The following is an 8813-nucleotide window of genomic DNA, read 5'->3' on the forward strand; positions in this document are numbered from 1 at the left end:
CTACCAGCCTTCGCTTCGCTCTCCATGGCTGACAGCGGATGAAGTGGCTGCTTAAAAGTTGGCGGTTATCGCAGCTACCCGGTCACTACCCCCACTGGGTGGACAAGTATCCTGACAGAGGGGGGCCTACGTCCACCACGACTGCATAGACTCAGCGCTGTCGCCTCTTCGTAGATTCGGCAAACGCTTTTCAGAATTAAATATCTGCATCATCATCGATGATGCAGATATCGTTTGACAAATGCAAATAACCATTTAAAATATTTGCATCATTAACTATGAAGTATTCTGTATGAAGCTAGACGAAATAGCCTCCATCAATGCAGGACACCAGTTTCGAGGCCGGATTCAAGAAAAGCCGGGGACGGGTATGTTTGCCGTGCAAATGAAAAATATCTCACCCAACCAGACGGTTAACTGGATAAGTTGCTCAGAAACAGAACCAGCAGGGAAGCGTGAGCCCAATTGGCTGAAGCCTGGAGACGTGCTATTTGCCGCGCGCGGTAATAACAACTACGCCGTGCTTATTGATGAAACCATCGGCGGCTTACGGGCTGTGGCGGCCCCCCACTTTTTTGTCCTCAGGAGTAAAACCAGCCAGTTACGCCCCGGTTTTCTTGCCTGGTTGCTCAATCGCCCACCCAGCCAGCACTACTTTCAGCGTGAAGCAGAGGGCACACTCACCAAGAGCATCCGCCGCAGTGTTCTGGGGGCGACCCCCGTGGTCTTACCGCCACAGGACAAACAAGACACCATTATCAATCTGGCGAATGCGATCAATAAAAAAGAACAACTGATGGAGCAGCTTGTCCGCAATGGCGAAACTCTGATGAATGGTATCGCCAATGATCTGCTACAAGAACCGGGAGTAAATGCACAATGAATGACCAAATCAACCAGGACACCATCAATAAAGCCGTATGGGGGGCTTGTGACAGCTTCCGCGGTGTCGTCGATCCCAGCATCTACAAGGACTACGTCCTCACCATGCTGTTTCTAAAATACATCAGCGATGTCTGGCAGGACCACTACGACACCTACCAGGCCGAGCACGGGGACGAGCCGGAGCTGATCACGGAGTTGATGAAGGCCGAGCGTTTTGTGCTGCCAGAGGAAGCCAGTTTCTACAGCCTGTTTGAACACCGCCACGAGCCGGGTAACGGCGAGCGCATCGACCAGGCGTTGCACGCCATTGAGGAAGCCAATATCGCCAAGCTGCGGGATGTGTTTCAGGACATTAGCTTCAACTCGAACAAGCTGGGAGACGACAAGCAGAAAAATGAAATCCTGCGTCATGTACTGGAAGACTTCAACAAACCCGAGCTGAACCTGCGACCCTCGCGCATTGGCACCCTGGATGTGATCGGCAATGCCTATGAATACCTGATCAAAAACTTTGCCGCCACTTCTGGCAAAAAAGCCGGTGAGTTTTACACGCCTCCCGAAGTGTCTGATCTTATCGCTGAGTTGCTGGAACCGAAGGAAGGTGACGAAATCTGCGACCCTGCCTGTGGTTCCGGTTCGTTGTTGATGAAATGCGGGCGCAAGATTCGTGAAAAATACAATGGCTCGAAAAAATACGCCCTGTTCGGAGAGGAAGCCATCGGTTCCACCTGGGCGCTGGCCAAAATGAACATGTTTTTGCACGGCGAAGACAACCACCGCATCGAATGGGGCGACACCCTGCGCAACCCCAAGCTATTGAATAAAGACGAATCGCTGATGCACTTCGATATCGTGACCGCCAACCCGCCTTTCTCGCTGGAAAAATGGGGCCACGATGAGGCAGAGCATGATCGCTGGGGGCGCTTCCGTCGTGGCATTCCCCCTAAAACCAAGGGCGACTATGCCTTTATTCTGCATATGATCGAAACCCTTAAACCCAGCAGTGGTCGCATGGGTGTAGTGGTGCCCCATGGCGTCCTTTTCCGGGGCGCGGCGGAAGGCAGAATACGCCGCAAGCTGATTGAGGAAAACCTGCTCGATACCGTCATCGGTTTGCCGGAAAAACTCTTTTATGGCACCGGCATCCCCGCCGCCATTCTTATCTTCAAAAAGAAGAAAGCCGACGACAAGGTATTATTCATTGATGCCAGCCGCGAATATGCCGACGGCAAAAACCAGAATGTACTGCGGGCTGAGGATATTCAGAAGATTATCGACACCTGTCACAAGCGCGAATCGGTGGACAAATACGCCTACCTTGCCAGCCCGGAGGAGATTGCAGAAAACGACTTTAATCTCAATATCCCCCGCTATGTGGATACCTTTGAAGAGGAAGAAGAAATTGACCTGATGGCCGTGCGAGCCGAGCGGGAGAAACTCAAAGCTGAGTTAGAAAAACTCGAAGAGGAGATGAAAGGGTATTTAAAGGAGCTGGGTTATGGTGCCTGAGGGGTGGTTCTCTGCAAAAATTGGCGAAATCGCAAACATTCAAGTAGGACGAGATCTCAAAGAGGAAGCGTACTCTGAGGTTGCGACAAATCAGCACACGATTCCTGTTTTTTCAAACACTGTAGAAAATCGTGGATTATATGGATACTACAATTTCGAAGAGTACCCAGGCAACAGCGTTACTATTGTGGGACGCGGAATTGGTCTTGGAACAGCTTTCTCAAGAAAATCTGGGTTTGGTGCAATAGGGCGCTTACTAATTGTAAGCCCTAGAAATGGCTCATTTGATGTCGAATATTTAGAGAATTACATAAACTTTCGCTTAAGAATATTTAATGAAAGCGGAGGTATTCCTCAGCTTCCTGGAGCAAGTCTGGCAAAGTATAGCGTCACTCTTCCACCTCTCTCCGAACAAAAGAAAATCGCCCGCATCCTCTCCACCTGGGACAAGGCCATTGAAACCGTCAAAAAGCTGATCGAAAACAGCAAGGCACAGAAAAAGGCGCTGATGCAGCAGTTATTGACCGGCAAACGGCGACTGCCTGGGTTTGATGAGGAGTGGAAAACAATAAGGCTTGACGATGTACTTGACGGGAAAAAGCGAAAAGGAAAGATTGTTCCAACTAACGACGAGAAGCGTGGCGTAGCTTATATTGGCTCTACTTCATTCAATGGTGACTTTGGTATCTATACAGACTCTTCTGATGCCGTTATTTGCTCACCAAAAGACATTCTTGTCTTATGGGATGGAGAAAATGCAGGAAAAGCAACAACTGGGCTCTCTGGAGCAGTTTCCTCAACCGTTGTTCGATGCAGAATCGATGAATCAAAAGCAAATAGCCGTTTTATTACTTACAACCTTTTGAAGGACAATTATAAGGTAAGAGCCATTCGGGAAGGTTCGGGTATTCCGCATATGCCGGGTGATTTTGAACACTGGTATCACATTAATTTACCACCATTAAAAGAGCAACAAGAAATCGCAGCCATACTCACTTCCACCGATAAAGAAATCGAAACCCTGCAACAAAAACTCGACTACCTGAAACAGGAGAAAAAATCCCTGATGCAACAGATCCTCACTGGCAAACGTCGAGTGATAATAAATTAATCAAACGGAGAATTTCCATGGGTATTCAAACACAGTTCCAAAAGTTTCATGACTCCATCAAGCTTACACGGGAAGATGATGCATATAGTGATGCCAGAGAAAAAGATAACAGCATCACCGATCAGATCAAGTCAGCATTTAAAGAGGCTGGATACGAGGTTAAATCGACCTTTATCCAAGGTTCCTTTGCCATACATACTGCCATAAAATCACTCGACGGAGATTTTGACCTGGATAGAGCTATTGTGATTGATAGCGATGACGCACCAGAAAACCCGGTTGAATGCAAAATCACACTTCATGATGTATTAGAAGCCAGGGGGTTCAAAAACGCCAGAATCAAGAAGCCCTGTGTAACAGCAGATTATTCAAGCCTAGATCTTCATATCGATTTTCCAGTGTATAAACACGGTTTCATTTTGGGCCATCGACTTGCCGTGGGAAAAAGAAACTCCAGCGAAGAAAATCGAGAGTGGCTATCATCCGATCCGGAGGGGCTAATAGTCTGGGTTAATGATGATACTATCGAAGGGCATTGGAGTGATCTTTCTAAGGAAGAAAAGGCTCAATTCAGACGTATCGTGAGATATGTCAAGCGATGGCGTGACGTGCAGTACACAGACCCAAAGCACATCTATTCCATTGGTTTAACGATTATGCTCAAAAAGAGTCTGCGCACATCCATAGACGATGAAGACAGGCCGAATGACCTGTTGGCATTGTATGACACTATTGACTGCCTACTTGAAGAAAAAGAGTTTTTCACCCTGACCAACTCTGACCCTGAAAAATACACCATACAGGTCGATCTTCCTGTAGACCCTTTCACTGATATTTTTCAAAAACACGGGGAAACCGTTGGAACTGAGTTAAGGCGAAAATTTGTTCGTTTGCGAAAAAAGCTTAAGGAAGCCATTGATGAAAGCAGCCTTAAAAAACAATATGAAATTTTAAGCGATATGTTTGGGGATGATTTCCCGATACCTGATGAGGATCCCAAGGGAGGAAATAAGGTTTATATGGCAGCATCCGGTATAGTGGTTCCGAATCAGGGCGCTTAAGTTGCTGGAATCTATTCAAACTTATCTGGAAAGCGCTGGCATTGAGATTGTCTCTAGTGATAGAGAATCAATCATAACTAAACATAAGGCCGGTGAAGTTACCTATGAAATACAAGGGTTTGTTAGAAACAACTTTCCTTATGAGACGCCGTCTTTTTACCTTAGAAACAGGAGCACTTTCGGCCTCCTGGCGCATGTAGGGTGGCCTTGCAGCAAGCAGGACACAGGATTGATATGCAGCGGAGCCAATGATGTCCTTTCAATAAATTATCATGTTCCTGAGAAACTATACGAGGAAGCACTTACTAAGGCGACGCAAACCATAGCCCCTGTAATCAAAGATGCCTCGTTAAATAACCAGCACTGCCTGGAAGAATTTTACGGACACTGGAAATGGGCTGCTGGTCGTCAAATCAATAACTTGTTGGTTATTGCACCAGAAGGTACTGGTATATTCGACCTTCAGATTAAGGAGCCAGTTAAAAAAGGCCGGGGCTTATCTTCAAAAGCCATGGCCAGTCCATCTAATTATGACAGCCTATCCAAGGACTATTGTGTTGTCGTTAATGCTGCTAGCAAAGGCAGGAGTATCCATGGAAAAGGAATTCTATTCACTGCTCCATGCATTGGCCTTCCGCCTGCGCCAGGGGCAGATATCAAGACATGGTGGAAAGACTTCCTTGCCAGGCAACCAGAAGAGCTGATTGCGACACTTAAAGAAAAAGCACGCCATACCAGATCAAAAGAAGCCTGGATAGTTTGCCATACCCAATATCAAACCCGTGATATATGGTTTGGAATTAAGGCTGAAAGCCATAAAAAATGCCAGATACCAGTTTGTGGCGATTATTTGGAACCCTGGAAGATATCTGCCATAGAAGTAGATATTCACTCCAAGTCTCGATTGCTTCCGAGAGCAGGAGCCTCAACTGATCTTCAAGATAAGAAAATTCTGTTAGTTGGCTGTGGCTCTGTTGGCTCAAATATAGCGGAGCAGCTTATATCTGCTGGAATTGGCGGCCTTCATCTGGTTGACAGCGATTCCTTTCAGTCTGAAAACCTGTACAGGCATACTTTAGACATGAAGTATCTTGGGGTAAATAAAGCTAGTGCTCTGGCAGACAAACTTATGAATGAATACCCTTATACGAAAATTACTCACTCACCCAAGCAACTCATCTCCTTGGATGTAGAAGAGTTGACTCAGGCGGATTTAATTACGATTGCAATTGGCAATCCAACCGCCGAGCGTGCACTCAATGAGATACTCATTAAAGAGAAGATAAATACCCCTGTTATTTATTGTTGGTTAGAAGGGTATGGCGTTGGCGGCCATGCGGTGTTTGTTGCGCCAGATGGTAATTCCGGCTGTTTGGAATGTGCCTATGTTGACCCTAGTTCTTATCAGATCCAAATGCATTCAAATATGAATTTTTTAATGGCCAATGAACCAGTAACCAAAGATATTGGAGGGTGCGGCACACTATTTCTTCCATATTCCCACTTGGATGCATTACAAACAGCGATTATGGCAAGTCGTTTGGCACTTAAATCATTAGCTGGCCAACAGAATAAATCAACCAAAATGTCATGGATAGGTTCTGATGAAGATGCCAAAGGCATTGGGCTTTCTTTTAATGGGGAGCTTTCCGATAAAGAAGGCACTATGACTATATCTCCACTAAAACAAGCGGGATGTCCTTGTTGTCATAAATCAAGCATTGGAGCCACTTATACGGGCTATGGAAAGATTGTTCATATATCAGTGACTGTTGAACATATTTGGGACAAATACCGCCAGCGGGGTAAAAGTGATATTGAAGCATGCGGAATACTCATTGGACGTATAGATCAGGATGGATCCAGAATATGGATTGAGGCAGTAACGGAGCCATTTCCCAAAGATGTTAGAGGGCGTACTCATTTTCACATGAAGGATAAAGGGCATCAAATTGAACTGAACCGTTTACATAAGAGCTCGAGTGGACAGCAATGCTTTATGGGTACATGGCACTCTCATCCAGAGCACAAGCCCTCGTTCTCAAGCCCAGATAAAACCGGCTGGAAATCCTGTATTAATGCAAACCCACCCTTGAAGCATTTTTGTTTTGCAATTATCGGTACAGAAGAAGATAGTATTTTTATCCCCAATAGCTCAGGGTTTGTTGAGCTGAAGAGGATGGAGCATCGTGAGTAGTATGTGGAACATCATTGAACGCCTAATAAAGCTCTGGAAGGGTGACCCGTGGCTTAAGACCGGAAAGACCATCTTTTTGGTGAGTCTTGCATCAATTTCAGGGATTTTTCCAGAACTAACCATTTCCTATCTGAATCTATCTGTATCTCTTGCCAATACAGTTTCCATTGTTTGTACATTTATTGCCACTATTGGAAGTTTAGTCGGATTGTCACTGATCGGTTTTAGATACTTTCAGATGAACAGCCATCCACCCGTTCTTTATTATGGCCAAGGCATGAAGAATATGGATAATAATCCACCAGTTATGGCGTTGCCATTAGCTGAACGAGGATTCGTTAGGCCTGAAATATTAGGAGAAATCAACTCGTATGATAAAGACATCCTGTTAGACAAACTCAATTATTACCGACACTTATTTGAGGAAAAGACCAAGCACAGAGATGCACCAAAAATATATTTGGTAGCTCTTGGAAGTTTTCCATATTTGTTTGTACTTGGGTCATTACTGAGAAATGCCCATAATACGGTGCGAATCCTTGACCACTCGAGAAACTCTCCCGGCGGTAACAAGTGGTATTTACTCGATACAATCACAGATGCAAAAATCACCCACTGTGTCCAAGATAATGAAGGGCAGTCATATTTAACTGCATTGGAAGAGTTGGTGAGTGGTGATAATCAAGAGCTAGGAGTTGCATTGTCCTATACTTTCGAGATTTCCCGTAAAGATTTACCAGAGACGCTAAGGGACTCAACGGTAATATTAAAACACTCCTTGGGTTATGGGTTAGATAAATTAAGCAATGAGGCACTTCAAGAACAATTATTGAGCGAGTTGTCTGTCGTATTAAATATTCTTGGTAAGAACGCTAATAGAATTCACTTATTTGTAGCAGCACAGTCATCAATGTGCATCAATATCGGAAAGTGCTACCAAGATAATGTATACGGTTCGTTAGAACTCTATAGTTACACAAAAGACCAAGGATATAACTGGTCAATTACATATAATCAGGGTGCGTTTTCATGAATAAAGGCGCCCTTAGGCTCCATAAACAATACAGTTTCTATTGCATCAGCTCAGAGATGTCGATCAAGCTTGGCTATATTTACCCACAACCGAACCTGGCTCAAAATAATAGTATTAGCCAAAAGAGTCTTACTCTCAAGGGATTGCGATAGAACATGGATAATCCGACGACAGGAACGCCCAATAACTGCCTTTATATATTTCTGGATGAAGGAGGAAATTTCGATTTTTCACCCACAGGCACCCGTTACTTTACTCTGACCAGCGTGGCCATGTGTCGCCCGTTTGCAGTGCGAGAACCCTGGGACGATTACCGGCACGAATTACTGGAGTTTGGCCGTGATGTAGAATATTTTCACTGTGCTGATGACAATCGTTATATTCGGGATCGCTTGTTTGGCATTTTATATGACTGTCGTCAAAACCTTCGCATTGACAGTCTGATTGTTGAAAAAGCTAAAACCGGGCCGGCGCTACAGGCTGATCAGCACTTTTATCCCAAAATGCTGGGGTATTTACTCCGGCATGTTTTTGAACAGTTAAATGGCTACAGCGAAATTATTGTTATTACCGATACGATTCCGCACCAGAAAAAGCGCAAGGCTGTGGAAAAAGGGGTTAAACAGGCGCTGAAAGCCATGTTGCCAGCCGGAGCGAAATATCGGATTTTGCATCAGGCATCCCGATCCCATTATGGCTTGCAGGTGGCTGACTATTGTAACTGGGCCATTTACCGCAAATGGGACTCAGGCGAAACACATTATTACGAACAGATAAGTGACGTGATACACAGCGAATTTGATATTTTCAGAACGGGAACGAGGCGGTATTACTGATGGAATTCTGGAAGGCAGAAAAAGCGACCCCTCCAACTATACCTTGCGGTAAGAGCCGATGGGGCTCTTGTCATTGGAGGGGGACATTTGAAAACAGTATGGTGTATCGGAGCTGAAATGTAAAGTAAATTCCACGGTTGCGGATGCTTGCTCCTCGATAACTGATTGAAATATAAGGAAA

At 45.2% G+C, this 8813-nt stretch carries 7 protein-coding genes; all 7 read left to right on the top strand.

Annotation, left to right across the window (positions count from 1 at the left end; all coding sequences use genetic code 11):
* The first annotated feature begins 292 nt into the window (after positions 1 to 292).
* Positions 293 to 883 (top strand): restriction endonuclease subunit S, encoded by a 591-nt coding sequence (locus tag ACOCD2_RS07435; RefSeq protein WP_293680718.1) that lies wholly within the window; start codon positions 293 to 295, stop codon positions 881 to 883.
* Positions 880 to 2394: a type I restriction-modification system subunit M gene (locus ACOCD2_RS07440; RefSeq protein ID WP_294045658.1), complete on the top strand. Its 1515-nt coding sequence runs from the start codon at positions 880 to 882 to the stop codon at positions 2392 to 2394. Before ACOCD2_RS07435 ends, ACOCD2_RS07440 begins: the two co-directional genes overlap by 4 nt.
* On the top strand, positions 2384 to 3505 hold the full coding sequence (locus ACOCD2_RS07445; protein ID WP_419588390.1) for a restriction endonuclease subunit S: 1122 nt from the start codon (positions 2384 to 2386) through the stop codon (positions 3503 to 3505). Before ACOCD2_RS07440 ends, ACOCD2_RS07445 begins: the two co-directional genes overlap by 11 nt.
* A gap of 17 nt (positions 3506 to 3522) precedes the next feature.
* Entirely contained in the window at positions 3523 to 4566 is a 1044-nt protein-coding gene (locus ACOCD2_RS07450) for a nucleotidyltransferase (protein WP_293680105.1), read from the top strand.
* A gap of 1 nt (position 4567) precedes the next feature.
* Complete coding sequence (locus tag ACOCD2_RS07455; protein WP_293680103.1) at positions 4568 to 6763, top strand: ThiF family adenylyltransferase; 2196 nt, start codon at positions 4568 to 4570, stop codon at positions 6761 to 6763.
* Between the two features lies 1 nt (position 6764).
* Entirely contained in the window at positions 6765 to 7796 is a 1032-nt protein-coding gene (locus ACOCD2_RS07460; protein ID WP_293652424.1) for an SAVED domain-containing protein, read from the top strand.
* A 155-nt stretch (positions 7797 to 7951) separates the two neighbouring features.
* Entirely contained in the window at positions 7952 to 8632 is a 681-nt protein-coding gene (locus tag ACOCD2_RS07465) for a DUF3800 domain-containing protein (protein WP_293652416.1), read from the top strand.
* The last annotated feature ends 181 nt before the right edge of the window (positions 8633 to 8813 follow it).

The organism is Thiolapillus sp., from assembly GCF_048562965.1.
Lineage (GTDB): Bacteria > Pseudomonadota > Gammaproteobacteria > Chromatiales > Chromatiaceae > Thiolapillus > Thiolapillus brandeum_A.